Here is a 535-nt window from a genome sequence, read left to right on the forward strand (position 1 = left end):
TACGCGAAGACCGCGCCTGTTTCGCGCAACGACGCGCTGGCGGCGCGCGTGTTCGCAGGCTGAAGCCACGCCGCGGGCCTCTACACTGGCCCGATGCACAGACAAGGCGGGCTGTACCTTGCGGGGATCACGGTCGCATGGCTGCTGGGCGTCGCATGGCAGCTCCAGCAGCAGGCTGTCCAGCCGGCCTGGGGCACGGCGCTGCTGCTCGTGGCCTGCCTCTCCTGCACGATGCTCGCCTGGCGCTGGCGCCGCGGCGCACTGCTCGGCGTGCTGGCCGCATCGATCGCCGCATCGGTTGCGGGATTTGCCGCTTCCGACCTGCGCGCCGCGTTGCGCCTGGCCGATGCGCTGCCCGCCGCGCTCGAAGGCGACGACCTCGTCCTCACCGGCACTGTCGCGAGCCTGCCCGACCACACCCCGTCCGGGCTGCAGTTCCGCTTCGAGGTCGACGACGCGCGCCGGCGCGGCGAGCCGGTGGCCGTGCCACCGCTCGTCTCGCTCGGCTGGTACAAGGGCTGGCACGATGATGGCC

The 535-nt window shown here is 72.5% G+C and carries 1 protein-coding gene; it reads left to right on the plus strand.

What is annotated here, in order from left to right; genetic code table 11:
* Window positions 1–93: 93 nt before the first annotated feature.
* Window positions 94–535: DUF4131 domain-containing protein (locus AC1D15_RS36520; RefSeq protein ID WP_477829935.1), on the plus strand; the 442-nt coding region annotated here is incomplete at its 3' end.

The organism is Rhizobacter sp. P2_H2 (assembly GCF_056403375.1).